We start from the raw sequence: 18,774 nt of genomic DNA, 5'->3' as shown, positions 1-18,774 counted from the left end.
GCGCACGCAGCGCCCGGTCTCACCTGTTCAGCGCCAGATATTGATGCAGCGACTGGATCGCGGCCGCTCCCTCGCCGACGGCGGCCGCAACCCGCTTCACCGAGCCGCTGCGCACGTCGCCTACAGCAAAGATGCCGGGCCGGCTCGTCTCCAGATAATGAGGCGGGCGGTCCGACGACCACTGCGGAACCGCATCGGGACCCGTGAGGACGAAGCCGTGTTTGTCGAGCGCGACGCAATCGCCTAGCCAACCGGTACTCGGCTGTGCGCCGAGAAACAGGAACACATGGCGGATCGGTTTCTCCTCGATGCGGCCTTGACTGTCCCACTTGATCGATTCGAGTTGGGTCTCGCCGTTCAGTTCGACGATCTGCGTGCGCATATGAACGCTGATGTTCGCCGCCGCTTCGATCCGTCGGATCAGATAGTTCGACATGCTCGCGCTGAGTCCGTCGCCGCGAATCACGATATGCACGTGACGCGCGAATCCCGACAGGAACACCGCGGCCTGCCCAGCCGAATTCCCGCCACCGACTATGACCAGTTCCTGGTTGTTGCAGAACGCGGCTTCCATATAGGTCGCGCTGTAATAGATGCCGCTTCCCTCGAACTCTTCGAGGCGCGGCAGGAGCGGCTTTCGATAGCGCGCGCCGGTCGCGATGACGACCGCGCTGGCATACACGTGCTCGTTGTAATTGAGGCGCAAATGAAAGGGCGGCGCGTTCTCACATTCGATGCCGAGCACTTCGATGGGCACGCCGACTTCCGCACCGAATTTGCGGCATTGGGACAGGCCCCGGCCGGCAAGCGCTTGCCCCGAGATGCCGGTCGGGAATCCAAAGTAATTTTCAATCTTCGAGCTGGTGCCGGCCTGGCCACCGGGCGCCTTGGTGTCGAGCACCGCGACCCTCAGTCCTTCGGAGGCCGCGTACACCGCGGCCGCAAGACCTCCCGGTCCCGCGCCGACCACGACCACGTCGAACCGTTCGCCGTTCAGCCGGTCGGGGCTCAGGCCGATCGCATCGGCCACCGCCCGGTTGGTCGGCTGCTTGAGCACATTGCCTTGCAGGGTGACGATCACCGGTATATCGGCTTCGGTTGCGTTATAACGTTCGAGCAACCCCTTGGCTTCCTCGTGCTCGACGATATCGAAGTAGGCGAAAGGCTGCGCATTGCGGCTCAGGAAATGCCGCAGCACGAGCGTGCTCCACGAAGCCGAACTGCCGATCACCAGCAGACCGCCGTGCTGATCCTGAATGAACGCGACGCGCCGCAGGATGAACGCGCGCATGATCGTTTCGCTCAACTCCGCTTCCGCGACGACGAGCGCCCGCAGCGATTCCTCGTCGATCACGATCACTTCGCAATCGCTGATGGCGTGGGCCGTCGCTACCGCGCCGCGGCCCGCGAGCGTGCCCACCTCGCCGGTGAAGCAGCCGGGGCCGTGCGTGCCCAGAACGTGGCGCTTGTCGCCGGCGCCTCGCGTCGCCTCGATCGCGCCGGAGACGACGGTGAACATAGGAATGTGCCGGTCGCCTTCGGTGAACAGGATGTCGCCTGCCTTCAGCCGGCGCCGTTCGCCGTATCGTTCCAGCACCGCAAACTGACGTTCATCGAGCGTTGGAAAAATCTGATGGTGGCGGCTGCCGCCGGGCACCAGGTCTTCACGTCTGCTTGACGACTTATTGCTCATGGGGCGTTCCGAATGGAGGGCGCGTGCTGCGCGCCGTGGTGAGCTTGCTGCCGGATGCCGCATCGGCGCGAACGGTCTGCATGGACCGGAGACGACGGCGGACCGTCCTATCCGCAGAGATTGTGCGCCTGAGACCAGGCCTAGGTAAAGTGCGAAAAAGAGGGGTGTGCCGCTTGCTCGTGGGCGGCCCATTTCCATTTACATGCACGCTGCATGGTTTAATTGCTGGGCCTTGAACATATCTTCATACGAATCACCGACTTTTCATATCTGGCGAGTTACATTGTCGAGAAATGATTGTTCGGAGAGCATTACTCATGGTCAAGCACCATATCCGTGCCACGCTCCTGTGCGCGGCGATCTTGTTCGCGCAGACCTGTTACGCGCAATACACCACCGACTGGCTGGGCAATACGTTCGGCACACTCGCCGCGCACGTGGGCAACACCGCGCGCTCGCTATGGGTCGCGCCGGAAGGCGTGATCTACACGGCTTCGTTGTGGGACGAGAACGAGGGCGGCGTCGCGATCTATCAGAACGGCCAGAGCCTCGGCTCGATCGGCACGCACGCCGACTTTCAGGGCAGCGCCATTACCGGCAATGCCACGTCGATCTTCGCAGCGTTGCAATACAACAGGTCGTTCGGCAGCGGCTCGGTGGGGCGCTACAACCGCGCGACCCAGACGCGTGACCTGATCATCCCCGTCAGCGTGTGGACCGCGATACCGCATGCCGATGTCATCACCGGACTCGCGACTGCGGGCTCATTGCTGTATGCGAGCGACTTCTACGGCAATCGCGTGCGCGTCTTCACGACCGACGGCGTCTGGCAGCAGGACATCAAGGTATCGGGTCCCGGTGCGCTGGCGCTGGATAGCGCCGGCAGTCTGTGGGTCGCGCAGCAGAGCGCGGCCACGATCGTCGAATTCAGTCCGGCCGGCGCGCTGCTGAACACCATCCAGATGCCGGCGACGTCGCGGCCCTCGGCGCTGTATTTCGATGCCGCGTCCGCGCAACTCATGGTCGGCGACCAGGGGCCGGACATGAATATCAAGCGCTACACGATCGCGGGCACGCCGACGCTCATCGGCACGTTCGGCATTCAGGGCGGCTATCTCGACACCACCAGCGGCATCAAAGGGCAGGTGGGCGACAAGCGCTTCACACGCGTGGTCGGCATCGGCAAGGACGCCGCCGGCAACCTGTACGTGCTCAACAACCCGTGGGGCGGCAGCTGGGACCTCGGGCGCAACGGCGCCACCGACCTTCACGCCTACGACAGCGCCGGCAACCTCGAATGGAAGCTGCAGTCGCTCAACTTCGAAGCGGTCGCGGCCCCGGACCCGTCGACGGACGGCACCTACTTCTACAGCGGCACGCACATTTACACCGGCACGGCGGGCGGCACCTTCGTCGCGAACACGGTCGACCCGTTCACGTATCCGTCCGATCCGCGCCTGAACATGAACGACACGCAGCGCGACGAGCACTTCGGCCAGCTCGTCACGGTCGGCGGTAACCGGATTCTGGTGGCGTCCGGACAGAACCCCGGCGTCTTCTATTTTTTCCATTTCAATCCGGCGAGCGGCTACATAGCGATACCGGACGCGTCGATTCCGGGAGCGGCGTTCAATACGAATCTGCAGGTCACGGGCGGCTTCAGCATCGATAGCAGGGGCGACGTGTGGGCCGGTCTGGACCGGACGAATCACATCTATCACTATCCGCTGAGCGGCTTCGACGGCAACGGCAAACCGACTTGGAGCCCGGCGGTCACGATCTCCATTCCGCAAAGCATCCGGCCGCTCACGCGCATCCTCTACCTCGCGGAGAGCGACACCATGATCCTCGCGCAGGGCATTGCGGGAAGCTGGGACTGGACGGCCATGCAGTCACGCATCGAGGTCTATCACGGTTGGAGCGCGGGCAACGCCACGCGGCCCGACCCGGTGATCACTCTCACCAGCGCCAATCCCAAGTCGATCACGGCGGCGGGCAATTATCTGTTCGTCGGCTATGTGCACACAGTGCCGAATATCGACGTCTTCAATCTCACTACGGGTCAGCTCGTCACCACGCTGATCAATTCGAGTCCGGGAACCGTGGATGTCGGCAACGACGTCGATTCGATGTACGGCCTGCGGGCGTATCTCAGAGCCGCGGGCGAGTATGTGATCACGAAAGACAACTACAACGGTTCGAGCATGGTGGTGTATCGCTGGACGCCATGACGACCGTGCGCTCGGCTATGACACTCCCTATCGGATAAGATACGGCCCGCGCCGCAATTTTCCGAACACAAGGAGTGGTTTCAATGATTCAACCGGGCAACGTATTCAAGGACAACCTCGCGCAGATGCCGGCTATCGACGGTATCGCGCGTATCGATCTGCTGGACGGCAAGGGCGCCGTGGTGGCCAGCATGGAGAACAAGCCGGGCAAGCAGGGCTCGCTTGCGGTGTACAACTATCTGCGGCAAACGTTCGGCACGCTCGACGCCAAAGCGGCCGAGCACGGCCTCGTGGTGTTCGCCGAGCATACGGCCGATGCGCGCAATCGTCCGGGTGCGCACCCGAACGTCGACATCCTGCTCGCGATTGCGGCGGGTGGCGAAGCGTTGCGGATCGACGTCGTGGCTGCTGGCTGAAATGAGTTGATTGTCATCAGCGTGGCGCGGGCGGGCGAGTCGATCCGCAAGGCCGCGCTGGTCGGATAAGACGACGCCGGCTGCATGCCGGCGTCGCCAATCAACACACGTTCAGTTCAACCAGCCCTTGATCGCCTCGGACATCGTGGCAGTCGAAATGCCATAGCGGTCGTGCAATGTCGGCAACGCGCCGGCATCGAGGAACGCATCGGGCAGACCCACTTGCCGGAAATGACACGCCACGCCCGCGCGCATCAGTTCCGCGGCGACCGCTTCGCCCAGACCGCCGATCACCGTATGATTTTCGGCGACCACCACGAGCCGCCCCGAGCGTTTCGCTTCGCGCACGATCGTTTCGGTGTCGAGCGGCTTGATTGTCGGCACATGCAGCACGGCTACGCCGATCCGGTCGTTCTCCAATGCCTTCGCCACTTCGAGTGCGCGCATCGTCATGATGCCGGACGAGATGACCAGCACTTCCGCGCCGTCGCGCAACAGTTTGGCTTTGCCGAGTTCGAACGTGTAGTCGTATTCGTCGAGCACTGCCGGCACGTTGCCGCGCAGCAGGCGCGCATAGACAGGGCCCTGATGCGCGGCGATCGCGGGCACCATCTGCTCGATGTCGAGCGCGTCGCACGGATCGATCACGGTCATGTTCGGCATCGCGCGCATCAGGGCGAGATCTTCCGCGGCCTGGTGGCTGGGACCGTAGCCGGTCGTCAGGCCCGGCAGCGCGCAGATGATCTTCACGTCGAGATTGTCTTCGGCGATCGTTTGATGCATGAAGTCGTACGCGCGGCGCGTGGCGAAAACCGCGTAGGTCGTGACGAACGGTTGCGCGCCTTCATGCGCGAATCCCGATGCCGCGCCCATCAGTAATTGCTCGGCCATGCCCATCTGGTAGAAGCGCTCCGGAAATTCCTTGGCGAAGATATGCAGGTCCGTATATTTGCCGAGGTCGGCGGTCATGCCGATCACGTTCTGCTTTTGCCGCGCCAGTTCCACCAGCGCGTGGCCGAAGGGCGCGGAACGTGTGACCTGTCCTTCGCTCGCGATCGACGCGATCATCGCGGAGGTCTTCAGGCGCGGTTTGCTCGCGGTTGCGTTGCTCATGCTTGTCTCCCTACTTCGAGTGCCTGGAGCGCCAATTGCCATTCATGGGCATCGACGCGGATAAAGTGGTTTTTCTCGCGTTGTTCGAGGAACGGCACGCCGCAACCCATGCGCGTATCGGCGATGATGATGCGTGGTTGCGCAACCGGATGCTTCCGGGCCGCGTCGAACGCGGCCGCCACGGCAACGATATCGTTGCCGTCCACGCGTTGCGTGAACCAGCCGAACGACTCCAGTTTCTCGACGAGCGGTTCGAACGCCATGATCTGCGTCGACGGACCATCGGCCTGCTGGTTGTTCACGTCGACCACGGCGATCAGGTTGTCGAGCTTCCAGTGACTCGCGGACATCAGGCCTTCCCAGATCGCGCCTTCGTCCAGTTCGCCGTCGGAGAACAGCGTGTACACGAATGACTTCGAACCTTTGCGCTTCAGGCCGAGGCAGCGGCCCACCGCGATGGTCAAGCCCTGGCCGAGCGAGCCGCCGGACATCTCCATGCCGGGCGTGTAGCTCGCCATGCCCGACATGGGCAAGCGGCTGTCGTCGCTGCCGTAGGTTTCGAGTTCTTCCGCGGGCAGAATGCCGGCTTCGAAAAGCGCCGCATACAGTGCGATCGCGTAGTGTCCGTTCGACAGCAGGAAGCGGTCGCGCTCCTCCCATTCGGGATCTTCCGGCCGGTAGCGCATGGCGCCGAAGTAAGCGACAGCGAGAACATCGGCGATGTCGAGCGCCTGGCCGATATAACCCTGGCCCTGCACTTCACCCATCAACAGCGCGTTTCTACGGATACGGTATGCGTGTTCGGCAAGGCTTGCCGTCGGCACGCGTTCTGGACTGTTCATGTTGTCTCCTGTGATCAGTCGTAAAGAGTAAGAAGGGTTCAGCGGTTCACGGACTTCGCGGGCACCAGAAACACGAGGCAAGCGCCGAGCGTGACGGCCACCGAGATAAAGATCAGTCCAGCTGTCGACTTGCCAGTCAGATCGTTGAGCCAGCCCACGATCGCCGGCGAGAAGAAGCCCGCGAGATTGGCGATGCAGTTCACCGCGGCGATCCCGGCTGCGGCCGACATGCCGCCGAGCAACGCGGTCGGCAGCGACCAGAACTGCGACGAGGACGCGAGAATGCCGGCGGCAGCGACGCTCAGACAGACGATAGAGGCCGGCACACTGCCGATTGCGGGCAGCAGGATGAAGCCCGCCGCGGCGATCAGCATCGGAATCGCCAGATGCAGCCGGCGTTCGCGATGACGGTCTGCGCTCATGCCGACCAACGGCAGTGCGATGATGGCGCACAGATAAGGAATCGCGGTGAACACGCCGATCCACAGCGGATCCGCGACGCCGGATTTGCGGATGATGGTCGGCAGCCAGAACGTCAGGCCGTACTGGCCGAGCACCACGCAGAAGTAGATCGCGGCCATCAGCCACAAGCGGCGGTCGCCGATGAACGACTTGACCGAGACGTGGGCGATCTTATGCGCGTTGTCGCCGGCCACATTGCGGGCGAGCAGCGTCTTTTCGGAATCCGTCAGCCACTTCGCTTTCGCGATGCCATCGTCGAGATAGAGCAGGATCGCGACGCCGAGCACGAGCGAGGGCAGTGCTTCCAGTAGGAACAGCCACTTCCAGCCGGCCATGTCCATCGCGCCTTGCAGCGAGTGCATGATCCAGCCCGACAGCGGGCCGCCGATAATGCCGGCCAGCGGTATCGCCATGAAGAACAGCGACAACGCTTTGGCGCGGCGCGCGGCCGGAAACCAGTAGGTCAGATAGAGAATCACACCGGGCGCGAAGCCGGCCTCGGCGACGCCGAGCATAAAACGCAGCACGTAGAAGGCTGTAGGCGATTTCACGAAGATGAAGCACGCGGAGATCACCGCCCACGTCAACATGATCCGCGCGAGCCACTTACGCGCGCCGACACGATGCAGCACCAGGTTGCTCGGCACCTCGAAGAGGAAATAGCCGAGAAAGAAAATCCCTGCGCCCATGCCGTACACGGTTTCGCTGAAGCGCAGATCGTTGAGCATCTGCAGCTTCGCGAAGCCGACGTTGACACGATCGAGATAGGCGCCGAGATAGCACAGCATCAGGAACGGGATCAGGCGGCGGCTGACTTTCGCGTAGGTTTTCGACTCGAAGCTCGTCGAGTCCGCCTGGTTCGGTAGGTCGGCGGCAAGGGATGCCGCGGGGTATTTCGTTTTCATGTGTGTCTCCTTCCATGGCCCCGGGATGGCCTGGGTGCCGGGCACGTTGCCGCTCTCTGCAAGCGGCAACGCGTCAATGAATGAGCATGCCGCCGTTCACGTCGAGCGTGATGCCCGTGAGATAGGTCGACAGGTCGCTGACGAGGAACAGGCACGCGTTCGCCACGTCGCTCGCGTCGCCGAGACGGCCGAGTGGAATGCCCTTGATGATGTCGGCGCGCATGTCCGTAGTGAGCTTGTCGCCGGTGATGTCGGTCTGGATCAGACCGGGCGTGATCGAGTTCACGCGAATGCTGTCGCCGCCGAACTCGCGGGCCATTGCACGCGAAAGACCGAGCACGCCGGCTTTCGCCGCGCTGTAGTGCGGGCCGCCGAAAATGCCGCCGCCGCGTTGCGCGGAGACCGACGACATGCAGACGATGCTGCCGCTCTTCTGCTCTTTCATCGCCGGCAGCACAGCTTGCGACATGTAGAGCGTGCCGCGCAGATTGACGTCGACGATCGCGTTGAAGTTTTCGGACGTGATGTCCAGCGTGCGCGCCGGTTGCGTGATGCCGGCATTGTTGATGAGGCCGTCGATGCGGCCGTAGCGCTCGAGCGTCGCTTTGGCGGCCGAGACGCACGCGTCTTTGTCGGTAACGTCGCAGGCGAGGCCTAGATGCGCGTCACCGAGATCGGCGGCGGCGCGCTGCGCGTCTTCTTCGCGCAGATCGAGAATGACGATGCGTGCGCCCTGAGCGGCGAGTGCTTTAGCGGTTGCCTTGCCGATTCCGCGCGGTGAGGCGGCGCCGGTCACGATGACGACTTTGTTCTCCAACAGCATGATTGTCTCCTGAGTGTTGATGTGATGGCCGAAGTGTCTACTGCGCGGCCGGTCGCATCAACGACGTACTGCTCAACTATGTTTGAGAAATTTTCAGGTGACGTGCTGCTTCGAAGCAGGCGTTGTATGGTGCGACGCCGCATTCGCACTCTCAGCGCATGTGATGCTGGAAAACCCTGGCAAAGATCGATGCCGGTCTCAGGCCTTGCGGTCCATGCGTCCGACTTCGCGCTCGATCCACGCGATAAAGCGCGTGACACGTGGAAGCTCGGCGTTTTGCGGCGGATAGACCAGATGATGCGCGCCGACTTCCACAGCGTGCGTATCGTCGAATACGGGCACGAGCTTGCCCTCCCTGATCCGAACCGAGGCGAGCATCACGCTTTCGAGCGCGATGCCGAGGCCGAGCGCTGCTGTCTCCAACGACATGTACGAGCGGTCGAAGGAGAAGTCGAAGGTCTTATGGGCGGCCGATACGCCGGTACGCCCGAACCACTGCTTCCACTGTACGAGCGGCGTCTCCGAGTAGATCAGCCGATGCTGCAGCAGATCTTCAGGCGTTGTTACCGGATGGCTCTCCAGATATTTCGGCGACGCGAGCGGTGCGATGAATTCGCCGCGCAATGTTCTGACTTCGAGGTCGCGCCAATTCGCGTAACCGTGGCGCAGGTCGATGTCGTAGTAACCGCTGGTAAACGAGACGTCCTCATATGAGCAGGCGAGATTCAACTGGATATCGCCATTGGCTTCCTGAAACGACGCGAGCCGCGGCAGCAGCCACATGAGCCCGAAGCTGGGGCTCGAATGCACCCGCAGGATATCGACGTCGGTGCGACTCGACGCGCGTTCGGTCGCGCGGCTCAGATCCGCCAGCGATCCCGTCACATCGGACAGATAACGCTCGCCGGTCGGCGTGAGGACGAGCCCACGGCCCGAGCGATAGAAGAGCGGCTGGCCGATCACCGACTCGAGATTGCTGATCTGATGACTGACGGCCGACGCGGTCAAGCCGAGCTCTTCGGAGGCCCGGTTGACGCTTTTCGTTCTGGCCACGCTCTCGAACGCGACGATGGCTTTGACAGGTGGAATGCGCATAGTGAAATTTTTTTCAGATGCAGTTGAATGAAACCGCCTTGTTCGCACGCCATTCGCACTGCCATTCTGTCGACAAGCCGCACAGCCAGGGATGCATGAAGTCCTCTCGATACTGATCCGGCAGTTTCACTGCCGCAGAGCGGCTAATCATAAACATGGGTTGCGCAGTGCAACAACTGTGCAGGAGACAGTAATGGATTATCCGACTTTCCCGGTGAGCGCGCGATTAGCCGACGCTCATACGCAGCCATTTCATCCCGTTCGTTCCCCTATCCAGTGAAAGCACTCGCCGGTCTACGCCGATGTGGTGTACCGGTGGGCTTCATACCACGCGCTCGCAGAACATACGCAGCGTGCGGAAAAACGCGGAAGGAGACAGGACATGACTGAGCAACGCTTCTTGCTGACGGCGCGTTCGATCGTCAAGAGCTTTGGACCGACGAGCGTGCTGAAGGGATTCGATCTTTCGATCGCACCCGGTGAAGTGCACGCTTTTCTGGGTGGCAACGGCGCGGGCAAATCGACGCTGATCAAGATCATCTCCGGTCAGTTCGAACGCGACGGCGGCACGCTCGAATTCGACGGGCAAGCGATCGGCGCATCCGTAGGCGGGCACGTTGCCGCCGGCACTATCGCGGTCGTCAATCAGGAACTGGCACTGCTGCCGCATCTGTCCGTGGCCGAGAACATCGCGATGCCGCGGCTGCGGCGCGGTACGGCGAAATATAGCGAACGCGCGTCGATGGAGATCGCCGTCGAAGCGCTGTCGCTGATCGATCCGCAGTTCGCGCGTGAATCGTCGGGACGGCTGGTCGGCGATTTGACCTTGCACGAGCGTCAACTCGTGGAGATCGCACGCGCGCTCGGCTCGGGCGCCAAGCTGTTGTTGCTCGACGAACCGACCGCCAATCTGACCGCCGCGGAAACGATTCGGCTCTTTGCGGTGTTACGGCGACTGATCGCCGATACGGGGCTCGCGGTGCTGTTCGTCTCGCACCGCATGCGTGAGATTCGCCAGATCGCCGACGTCTGCACGATCATTCGCGACGGCAAGACGGCCGTCGATCGCGTCGCGCTCGATGCGATCACGGACCGCGAGATCATCGAATGCATGGGGCAGAGCATCGTGGTCGACGAGGCGGCGGCAAGCGTCGCGGAGTCGGCGGAGTTGGCGGAGCAGGACACCGGCGGTAACGGTGCGCGCATCCATGCAGGCGCATTGCGCATCGAACGCGACGGCGTGGCGATCGAGGTGCCGGCTGGCGCGATCATCGGTCTAGCGGGTGCGCCGGTCGGTCCGTCTTCGCTGATCGATGCGCTGACCGGCATCGCGCCCGCCGGTTCGTGGGCCATCACACGCGACGGCGCTCGCGTCAGCTATGGGCATCCTTCGGCCGGTGCGCGCGATGGCGTCGGCTTCGTTTCGGGCGATCGCTCGAACAAGGGGGTGCTCGCCACGCTGCCCATCGTCGACAACCTCGTCGCGGCGGCGCGTGTCGTCAACCGGCGCAGTGTCGTGAAGCGCGAGGAGATCGAGCAGAGCACACGGCTGCTCGACGCACTGAAGATTCGCGCGGGCTCGCTGTGGGACCTGCCGGCCACACTGAGCGGCGGCACGCAGCAGAAATTGCTGATCGCCCGCTGGCTATTACTCCGCCCAAGACTGCTGGTGCTCGAAGAGCCGACCCGCGGCGTGGACATTCGCACGAAGCGCGAAATCTACGCGTTGATTCGCAAGATGGCGCAGCAGGGCACGACGATCGTCTGGTGGTCGACCGAATACATCGAGCTGGTCGAACTGTGCGACACCGTGCTCGCGTTCGATCTGGACGGCAAGCCCACCGAAGTCTTGCGGCACGCCGACGTCAACGAAACGCAACTCGCCGCCGCAACGGGCATGGCCGCCTAGCGAAGGCTAATGCCGCTTCGCACAAAACATCATCATTCTGGAGACAGTCATGAAATCAGCCACTCATCCGATCGTGGAGGGGCAGCCCAAACGCAGCGGCGCGGGGCGCCGCCTGCTATCCACCTACCGCACCGAAATCGCGATTGCCATTGCGATCATCGTGATCGAACTCGCGGTCGGCATGATCGTGCCGGCCGCGCTGTCGGGCGGCAATATTTCCAACGTGACGCAGGCGGCCGCGCCGCTCGTCATCATGGCGTTCGGCGTGTTGCTCGTGATCATCACCGGCGGCATCGATCTGTCTGTCGGTTCGGTGTTCTCGCTGACCGGCATGGTCACCGGCCTTGCGATGGCGCACGGCTACGGCGCGGTCGCGAGCAGTGTCGCGGGACTCTCCGTCGGCATCCTGATCGGCGCGCTAAACGGTGCACTCGTGACGTTCGTCGGACTCGCGCCGTTCGTCGTGACGCTGAGTACGTATGCGATTGCGGGCAGCCTCTCGTTTATCGTCACCGACGGCCATTCGCTGCCGATCTCCAACCCCGACTACTGGCTGCTCGATTCGGGGACGCTGATTCCCGGCCTGCCGAACTATGCGCTGTGGTGCGTGCTGCTGCTCGTCGCAATCGAATTCTGCTTGCGCAAGGTGGTGGCGGGCCGCTGGCTGTATGCGATCGGCAGCAGCAGTTCGTCGGCGCGCGTGATCGGGATTCCTGTCAATCGCGTGCGGCTCGGCGCGTATCTGCTTTCGGGCTTGCTGGCTTCGTTTGCAAGCATCGTCAGCGTCTCGTACATCAGCAATGCGGAAGCCACCGCAGGATCGAGCCTGATGCTGCAGGCCATCGCGGCCGTGGTGATCGGCGGCGCGAGCCTGTTCGGCGGGACCGGTTCGGCGATAGGCGCGCTGCTCGGTGCGCTGATGATCACGATCATTCAGAACGGCGCCAATCTGATCGGAGTGAACAGTTTCTGGCAAGGCACCGTGACCGGTGTCGTGATTCTCATCGCGGTTCTCGTGGACCGCGTTACCAAAGCCCGGCGTTGAGCACGGGTTCGCTAAAACTATCAGGAAGGAGACACATCATGAACAAGTGCACGTTCAAATCAGCTGGCGGATTCTCGGGCCGGCCGGTCGCACGGGTCGCGGCGGCAGCGGTGGCGGCATCTATAGTCGCGCTCGCCGCGGCGTTCGCCTCGCAGATGGCGGTGGCGGCGGACAAGCAGACGGTCGCGTATATCGCGCCGTCGCTGGATATTTCGTACTGGCAGTGGGTCGCGTATGGCGTCAAGCAACGGGCGCAGGAACTCGGCATGGACTACGTCGAGTTCACCTCGGAGAACTCGCCGGCCAAGCAGATGGACAACGTGCGCACGGCCATGACGCGCGGCGTCAACGCGATCGTGATCGGGCCGGTCAGTTCGACCAGCACGCCGCCCGTATTGCGTCTTCTGAAGTCGAAGTCCGTGCCGGTGGCTTTTACGGGTATCGGGCCGCAAGCGGGACAGACGGACTATACGTCGGCCGTGACCGCGAATAACTACGATACGGGCAAGGCTCAGGGCACGTACGTCTGCAAGCTCGCAAAAGAACGCGGCAGCAACAAGGTGGCGATGCTGTCGCTGCCGCAGGATCGCGAGAATGCGCAGAAGTATATGAAGGGCGCGCAGGAGTCGTTCAAGGCCGATGGCTGCGATCTCGTGCAGGTGCTCGAAACGCACGGGCTCACGGTCAATGAAGCGGTGCAGCAGGCCAACGACGTGTTGACCGCTCATCCGGACGTCAAGGCGATTTACGGCATGTACGACGAAGCCGCGACCGGCGCCGCCAAGGCGCTGCAAACGCGTGGTGCTGTCGGCAAGGTAGCGGTCGTCACCGCCGATGGCAGTCCGACGACGATCAAGCTGCTGCGCGACGGCACGATCCAGGGCATCTTCCTGCAGGAGGCGGTGGGGCAAGGGATCGACGCGACCACGCAGGTGTTCAATGCGCTGAACCACAAGCCGACCACCCAGGAACTCGCGCTCAAGGAGCCGCTCGTGACGAAGGAGACGATCGATCAGCCGGACGCACAGGCCACCGTCAAGCGTGTCTATCCGCCTTCAGCGGGCAAGTACTGAGGAGTCGATGTTGAGTTGATTGCGCGGCCGCTCGTTGCGTTGCGTTTTGTCGCGAGCCGAGCGGCGCGTCGTATAACCCTATAAGGAGGCACTGTGGACAATCTGCCTATCATCGACCCGCATCATCACCTGTACGATCTGAAGACCGGCAACTATCCGTGGTTGCAAGGGCCGATGCTCAAACGCGTGTTCGGAGACTATTTGGCCATTCGCAAGGACTATCTGATCGACGATTTTCTTGCCGACATCAAGAATCAGAACGTGGTGAAGACGGTTCATCTTCAGGTCGAATACGACCACAACGATCCGGTGGCCGAAACACGATGGCTTCAGAGTGTCGCGGACAAACACGGCTATCCACATGGCATTGTCGGTTTTGCCGATCTGTCATCGCCGAACGCACAGGCCGTGATCGAAGAGCACTGTCAGTACAAGAACGTGCGAGGCATTCGCCAATGCCTGAATTTTCACCGCGATCCGGTGAAGACGTTTATCGACAGCCCGCATCTGATGAGCGATCCGCAATGGCGGCGCGGTTATGCGCTGCTCAAGGAGTACGGTTTGTCGTTCGATCTACAACTCTATTACACGCAGATGGAAGAGGCGCTCGCACTAGCGCGCGACTTCCCCGATACGCCCATGGTGCTCAACCACACCGGCATGCCAGTCGATCGCGCTCCCGAAGAGATCGAGGCGTGGAAAAAGAGCATGACCTTGCTTGCTTCAGCGGACAACGTTTTCTGCAAGATCTCCGGTCTGGGCATGGGCGACTGGAAGTGGACCGTGGACAGCATCCGTCCGTTCGTCCTGCACGCGATCGAAGCATTCGGCGTCGAGCGCTGCATGTTCGCGAGCAACTTTCCGGTCGACAAACTGTTCAGCAGTTACGACGACGTGTTCAACGCGTTCAAGGAGATTACCCGGGACTTCTCTGCGCAGGAAAGGGCTGCGCTGTTTCATGACAACGCGGAGCGGGTGTACAGGCTGTGATGCCGGCGAGACGGTTGGCGTGGGCGGATGGAATGGCGGACGGCGAGCGCGCAATCGCCCGCCCGATCACACGCCCGAACCCGCCGGATATCCTTTCGACCGGCCGAACGCGGGTTGTTCGCGAGCGGTGCGGTTGAGCAGCATGGGTATCTCGTCCAGACGCAGTAGCGTCAGCGCTCCGCCATACACCAGTCCCGTATCGACGTTGATGACGTTGCCGCGAACCCTCGGCTCCCGCACCGGCGTGTGCCCGACGATGACCGCGGCCACGCCGTCGATGCGGCCGCCCGGGTCGCGCCATCCCGAAGCAAACCGTTGGCACAGTTGCGCGAAGGCCCGCCGCATCGAAACAAAACCTGCCGCCTTGCCCGGAATCCAGCGCGAGCGATCCCAGATGGCCTTTCGGCGCACCGGTCCGTTGCGGTCCTCCTGTTCGAGCGCCTGAACCATCTTCGGCCACGATTGCATGGGCACGTTGGCGTGCACGATTCCCACAAGGCCGTCGTCCGTTTCGATTTCGATCGCGTAGGGAAGGGCCGCCATATACGTCACGATGTCGTCCAGCGCCGCTTTGTCGTAAGCCATGTCGAACAGCCACTCTCCGCCGTTGGAGCGAATCGACGCGTTCTTGCCGCCGTGATGGTGCCACCGCACGATCGTGTCCTCATGATTGCCGCGCACCGATTGAATCCGATATCGATTCACGAATTCGAGCACCGCCGGCGATTCGATGCCCCGATCGACCAGGTCGCCAACGGCGAAAAGCCTGTCGCGAGACGGGTCGTACCGGCGCAGTTCCAGTTCTCTTCGAAGCCGGCTAAAACAGCCATGCAGATCGCCTACGACGAAGTCGCGACCGGCCGTGTTCTTTTTGAAGCGTCGCACGGGTATGAAAGTCTGCTGCATGTTTTCACCGCAATGAGGTTGACGTGAAACGACGAAAGACTTCTGAACGGTTGCTGCGCGAAGCCCCTATGGTTTCGACCTCGAACGTGTCCTCGCTGGCTGGATTTCGCGCGCAGTCGCAACGCGTCACTCAGTGTTGACCGCCGATTGGGCGCTTTTAGTGTCGATTTGTAACGAGGTGTTGGGACGAGCATGCCGTTTCCATCGTCTGGATCGAGCTTCAGGACGAACGGGGCCTTGGTGGGGTGCGGGCGGAGCGGCGACATCGTCGCATTAGTCGGGTGGCGCCGGCAGTGTCTTTTACGCTCGGTTACAAGTGCCGCGTGAAGGCGCTCGCAGTTCATAGCCGATGTCCTCGACGACCAACCGTTGTGGGCGCGTCCACTGACTGGGCCGGCTCGCAGGGCTGAACGAAACCGGACGCGTCGCCCTTCTTCGCTGTCCAGGTCGCCATGGCGCGCGCCATGAACGATGGTTTCATCGTTGCGCTTGCCAAACTGCGATGCCGAATGGGCCCCAAATCGCGCTGATAAGCGCCATAGCAAGGCGCCGCGCATCATCCGGGGGCAAGGGATGCTTTCCTCGCGGAAACCCCAAAATTTTTTGCCGCGGCGTCGATCCCAAGCGTTTCATCGCGCGCGAGAACAATCGGGCGATCGACCGTCAATCGCGCAATGCGCGCTACCCCACATAGGGAAGCGTGCGGACATCGCTTTTCGCTGCCGTGCCAGCGCGCCGCTCTCAGGCCGTCCGTCTCACGCTTGCAACATTCCGGACGCGCCCAGTAAAACGTACTTTTGTCCGCTCAATGGCAGCATGTTTGACCGACGCATTTGTCGAACCATTGCCAGCCAATGGTCCTAAGGGTTTTCCACACGCCGGAAATAATGCGCGGAGCATGGTAGGCGGGCTCCGCCCCGGCCCTTTCCGGTGTCTCAAATTCGAGTCATCGCGTGTTGCGAACTTGATCCAGCACTCCCCGCCGAATCGCCAATCCTTGCCCAGCAAGGGTTTGAGGCCTGCTGGCATACCCGTTGCAAATAGAGAGTCACAAAACGAAAAAACACGTTGCAACCGGGACGCAGCAAAAAGATTCCGGCAGCAACAACAGTCTTCGTGAACCGCGTTCGGGGAAGTCCACGCGTTTTACGGGGTGCGGCGGGGTCAACGAAAACAGATGTCGATAAACAACGACACGGTGATCGATACGGGGTATCGGCCACTTGTGATCGTGACGAAGCAAAGCGTTGGCCTCGCCCCTTTTTTCCGTCCTCGTGACGGGCTTGAACGCCGCTTCGATACGCCTGTTTTTCAGGCGGCTGAAGACGGCACAAAACCGAAGTCAACTTTCACTCTACGGGGGTTAGCATGAAGAACATGATCCAGAAATTTCTGCGCGAAGAAGACGGTGTGGCAGCGATCGAATACGGCCTGCTGGCCGGCCTGATCGCAGTGGCGATCATCGCGACGGTGACGACGATGGGCACGAACCTGAAAGCCGTGTTCACGACCATCTCGACCAAGTTGGCCACCGCCGCGGCCTGACGCACTGCGTAGCAGCGGGTGCAAAGCCGATCGCCCGCCCTGCCTCGACGGTCCTTCGAGACAGGGTAGCGACGGCCCAGCGCTCAAAAGAAACGACTCCAGAAGGGCAATTCGATCGTTGAAACGGAGCAGGCAATGAACGGGGTTCCCTTTCCGGTTGGACCGTGCGTGATGACACTGGTACTCGTCGCCGCACTGTGGGACATGCAAACGCGCCGGATTCCTAACTGGTTGGTGGCGACAGGATTGATCGTGGCGATGCCGGTGCAGTGGTTCACGCACGGCGGTGTCGACGGAATGACGATGTGGTTGGGCGGCCTGCTGGCCGGCGGCGCGATTTTCCTGCCGGGCTACGCGATGCGGCTGCTGGGCGCGGGCGACGTGAAGCTGATGGCGGCGATCGGCGCTTTCTGCGGCGCTTACGGCGCACTCGAAATAGGTTTGGCGACCTGCGTGATCGGTGGGATCGGGTCGCTCGCAGTATGGCTTCGGCGTCGCCAGATGCGCGCCGGACTAAGCGGGGTGGCGGCATTGGTGATCAGCTGCGCGACGCCGGGAAACGGCGTGCTGCGAAGGTCGGGCAGTGTGGCTGAAAGCAGTGCGACGGGGACCATGCCCTACGGCGTCGCGATAGCAATAGGCAGCGCATGCGTGTTGTTCGCCAGCGTGTGACGCGTGCCGGAACTGGGCAAAAAATCGGGGGTTGAAAATGAAAAACGCGCGCGCTGTAACGATGCTGCTGATCGCGACGCTGGCAGGCCTCACCGCGGTGGTGTTCGCCTCGCGCTGGATGGTCTCGCAGTCGTCGAATGCCACGACCAAGGTCGTGGTGGCGGCATCCGATATCAATCTCGGTCAGCGGATCGGCCCGGACTTCCTCAAGCTCACCGACTGGCCGTCCAATAGCGTGCCGCCCGGTTCCTTCACCGACATCCAGAAACTCGACGGCCGCGTGCTGAAGGAAAGCCTGCTGCACGGCGAACCGATTCTCGAGGCGAAGCTCACGCCGGTCGGCACGCTCGGCGGCCTCTCGGCGGTGATCGGCGAAGGCAAGCGCGCCATCACGGTGCGGGTGAACGACGTAATCGGCGTCGCGGGCTTCGCGCTGCCGGGCAATTACGTCGACATCATCGTCAACACGCAGAAGGATGGCCGCGACCCTGGTGCAACGCGTGACCAGAACATCTCGAAGATCGTGCTCGAAAAGATTCTCGTGCTGGCCGTCGCGCAGGAAGTGGGTCGCGACGAAACCAAGCCGAAGGTGGTCGACGCGGTGACGCTCGAAGTGTCGCCGGAACAGGCCGAGAAGATCGACCTTGCACGCAGCATCGGCACGCTGTCGCTGGTGTTGCGCAACCAGATCGATCCGAAAGCGATCGACACCGCCGGCGCCACCAAGGCCAGCCTGCTGCAAACGCCGGTCGCCGTGGTGCCCGCACCCGAGCCGAAGCCGGTGCGCATCGTGCGCAAGGTGGCGGCGCATGCGCCGGCCAACTGCGTGCGAGTGCTCGACGGCGCCGACGCAAGACAAGAATGCTTTTGACAGGCTCGAGCCTGCAAGCCGCGACCGATGCGTGACTGACATCCAGACCGGCACGCAAAAAAAGCGGCATATAACGGGGGTAGGACATGAACGCCATAACGACTCAGCGCGCCAGCGCGCCGCAGCACCCGCGCGGCGAGCGCGAAGCGGATACGCGCGCGCCCCGGGGCCCCCCCCGGGTAG

General features: G+C 62.3%; 17 protein-coding genes. 10 read left to right on the top strand and 7 right to left on the bottom strand.

The window, feature by feature from the left end; genetic code table 11:
* Window positions 1-19: 19 nt before the first annotated feature.
* A complete protein-coding gene (locus tag P0D96_RS33115; RefSeq protein WP_408317804.1) occupies window positions 20-1,693 on the bottom strand; it encodes an FAD-dependent oxidoreductase in 1,674 nt (557 codons plus the stop codon).
* A gap of 317 nt (window positions 1,694-2,010) precedes the next feature.
* On the opposite strand from P0D96_RS33115, the gene P0D96_RS33110 reads away from it, so the two are divergent.
* Entirely contained in the window at window positions 2,011-3,924 is a 1,914-nt protein-coding gene (locus P0D96_RS33110) for an SMP-30/gluconolactonase/LRE family protein (protein ID WP_408317802.1), read from the top strand.
* Window positions 3,925-4,007: 83 nt separating this feature from the next.
* Window positions 4,008-4,340 carry a DUF2322 family protein gene (locus P0D96_RS33105; RefSeq protein ID WP_408317800.1) on the top strand — a complete coding sequence of 111 codons (333 nt, stop codon included), beginning with the start codon at window positions 4,008-4,010 and terminating at the stop codon, window positions 4,338-4,340.
* A gap of 111 nt (window positions 4,341-4,451) precedes the next feature.
* On the opposite strand, the gene P0D96_RS33100 is transcribed toward P0D96_RS33105, so the two are convergent.
* The 5 genes from P0D96_RS33100 to P0D96_RS33080 all read right to left on the bottom strand — a co-directional run bounded on the left by P0D96_RS33100 (window position 4,452) and on the right by P0D96_RS33080 (window position 9,580).
* Complete coding sequence (locus P0D96_RS33100; RefSeq protein WP_132377638.1) at window positions 4,452-5,453, bottom strand: transketolase family protein; 1,002 nt, start codon at window positions 5,451-5,453, stop codon at window positions 4,452-4,454.
* On the bottom strand, window positions 5,450-6,295 hold the full coding sequence (locus P0D96_RS33095) for a transketolase (RefSeq protein WP_408174862.1): 846 nt from the start codon (window positions 6,293-6,295) through the stop codon (window positions 5,450-5,452). Before P0D96_RS33095 ends, P0D96_RS33100 begins: the two co-directional genes overlap by 4 nt.
* Before the next feature lie 38 nt (window positions 6,296-6,333).
* Window positions 6,334-7,662: an MFS transporter gene (locus P0D96_RS33090; protein ID WP_132377636.1), complete on the bottom strand. Its 1,329-nt coding sequence runs from the start codon at window positions 7,660-7,662 to the stop codon at window positions 6,334-6,336.
* Window positions 7,663-7,735: 73 nt separating this feature from the next.
* Entirely contained in the window at window positions 7,736-8,485 is a 750-nt protein-coding gene (locus P0D96_RS33085; protein ID WP_408174860.1) for an SDR family NAD(P)-dependent oxidoreductase, read from the bottom strand.
* 198 nt (window positions 8,486-8,683) lie between these two features.
* Window positions 8,684-9,580 carry a LysR substrate-binding domain-containing protein gene (locus P0D96_RS33080; protein ID WP_408174859.1) on the bottom strand — a complete coding sequence of 299 codons (897 nt, stop codon included), beginning with the start codon at window positions 9,578-9,580 and terminating at the stop codon, window positions 8,684-8,686.
* A gap of 382 nt (window positions 9,581-9,962) precedes the next feature.
* On the opposite strand from P0D96_RS33080, the gene P0D96_RS33075 reads away from it, so the two are divergent.
* The 4 genes from P0D96_RS33075 to P0D96_RS33060 all read left to right on the top strand — a co-directional run bounded on the left by P0D96_RS33075 (window position 9,963) and on the right by P0D96_RS33060 (window position 14,597).
* Window positions 9,963-11,489, top strand: coding sequence for an ATP-binding cassette domain-containing protein (locus P0D96_RS33075; RefSeq protein ID WP_408317797.1), 1,527 nt, complete (start codon window positions 9,963-9,965; stop codon window positions 11,487-11,489).
* A 49-nt stretch (window positions 11,490-11,538) separates the two neighbouring features.
* Window positions 11,539-12,534: an ABC transporter permease gene (locus P0D96_RS33070; protein ID WP_408317795.1), complete on the top strand. Its 996-nt coding sequence runs from the start codon at window positions 11,539-11,541 to the stop codon at window positions 12,532-12,534.
* A 38-nt stretch (window positions 12,535-12,572) separates the two neighbouring features.
* The gene (locus P0D96_RS33065) at window positions 12,573-13,607 is read left to right on the top strand and encodes a substrate-binding domain-containing protein (protein ID WP_408317793.1); all 1,035 of its coding nucleotides are present in this window, start codon (window positions 12,573-12,575) and stop codon (window positions 13,605-13,607) included.
* 102 nt (window positions 13,608-13,709) lie between these two features.
* Window positions 13,710-14,597 carry an amidohydrolase family protein gene (locus tag P0D96_RS33060; protein ID WP_408317878.1) on the top strand — a complete coding sequence of 296 codons (888 nt, stop codon included), beginning with the start codon at window positions 13,710-13,712 and terminating at the stop codon, window positions 14,595-14,597.
* A gap of 66 nt (window positions 14,598-14,663) precedes the next feature.
* Here the strand turns inward: P0D96_RS33060 and P0D96_RS33055 are convergent, their stop codons facing one another.
* Window positions 14,664-15,503: a metallophosphoesterase gene (locus P0D96_RS33055; protein WP_408317792.1), complete on the bottom strand. Its 840-nt coding sequence runs from the start codon at window positions 15,501-15,503 to the stop codon at window positions 14,664-14,666.
* Window positions 15,504-16,680: 1,177 nt separating this feature from the next.
* Between P0D96_RS33055 and P0D96_RS33050 the strand changes: the two genes are divergently transcribed.
* From P0D96_RS33050 to cpaB, 4 genes are all read left to right on the top strand, one after another.
* Window positions 16,681-16,875: a hypothetical protein gene (locus P0D96_RS33050; protein WP_408317790.1), complete on the top strand. Its 195-nt coding sequence runs from the start codon at window positions 16,681-16,683 to the stop codon at window positions 16,873-16,875.
* Window positions 16,872-17,048, top strand: coding sequence for a Flp family type IVb pilin (locus tag P0D96_RS33045; protein WP_132377627.1), 177 nt, complete (start codon window positions 16,872-16,874; stop codon window positions 17,046-17,048). Before P0D96_RS33050 ends, P0D96_RS33045 begins: the two co-directional genes overlap by 4 nt.
* 135 nt (window positions 17,049-17,183) lie before the next feature.
* The gene (locus P0D96_RS33040) at window positions 17,184-17,720 is read left to right on the top strand and encodes an A24 family peptidase (RefSeq protein WP_408317788.1); all 537 of its coding nucleotides are present in this window, start codon (window positions 17,184-17,186) and stop codon (window positions 17,718-17,720) included.
* Between the two features lie 37 nt (window positions 17,721-17,757).
* The gene (cpaB, locus tag P0D96_RS33035) at window positions 17,758-18,591 is read left to right on the top strand and encodes a Flp pilus assembly protein CpaB (protein ID WP_132377625.1); all 834 of its coding nucleotides are present in this window, start codon (window positions 17,758-17,760) and stop codon (window positions 18,589-18,591) included.
* Window positions 18,592-18,774 lie beyond the last annotated feature (183 nt).

This window comes from Paraburkholderia sp. RL17-347-BIC-D (assembly GCF_046027915.1).
Taxonomy (GTDB): domain Bacteria; phylum Pseudomonadota; class Gammaproteobacteria; order Burkholderiales; family Burkholderiaceae; genus Paraburkholderia.
This window is presented reverse-complemented; position numbering and strand designations above follow the sequence as displayed.